This is a genomic window from Pseudomonas sp. KB_12 (assembly GCF_052114545.1).
Lineage (GTDB): Bacteria > Pseudomonadota > Gammaproteobacteria > Pseudomonadales > Pseudomonadaceae > Aquipseudomonas > Aquipseudomonas brassicacearum.
The window spans coordinates 1-544 of record NZ_JBFREY010000098.1 but is presented as its reverse complement, the minus strand read 5'-3'; the positions used below and the strand labels follow the sequence as shown (position 1 = coordinate 544).

Genomic DNA, 544 nt, shown 5'->3' with positions numbered 1-544 from the left:
GTTCTTCGCCGGTACGGGAATATCAACCCGTTGTCCATCGACTACGCCTGTCGGCCTCGCCTTAGGTCCCGACTTACCCAGGGAAGATTAGCTTGACCCTGGAACCCTTGGTCTTYCGGAGGACGTGTTTCTCACACGTCWTTCGCTACTCATGCCTGCATTATCACTCGTGTAGCGTCCACGGCTGGATCACTCCGCCGCTTCACTCGCCACACGACGCTCTCCTACCCATCAACACGGCTGGACCACGAAGGCCTACCAWWAATGTCAATGCCACAACTTCGGTGGCGTGCTTGAGCCCCGTTACATTGTCGGCGCGGAATCACTTGACCAGTGAGCTATTACGCACTCTTTTAAGGATGGCTGCTTCTAAGCCAACCTCCTGGTTGTCTTCGCAACTCCACATCCTTTCCCACTTAGCACACGCTTAGGGGCCTTAGTTGGTGGTCTGGGCTGTTTCCCTCTCGACTATGAAGCTTATCCCCCACAGTCTCACTGCTGCGCTCTCACTTACCGGCATTCGGAGTTTGGCTGACGTCAGTAA

1 rRNA gene is annotated in these 544 nt (G+C 55.2%); it reads right to left on the bottom strand.

From position 1 onward, the window contains the following. Positions 1–544 (bottom strand): 23S ribosomal RNA (locus AB4Z20_RS28045); the annotation flags it as partial.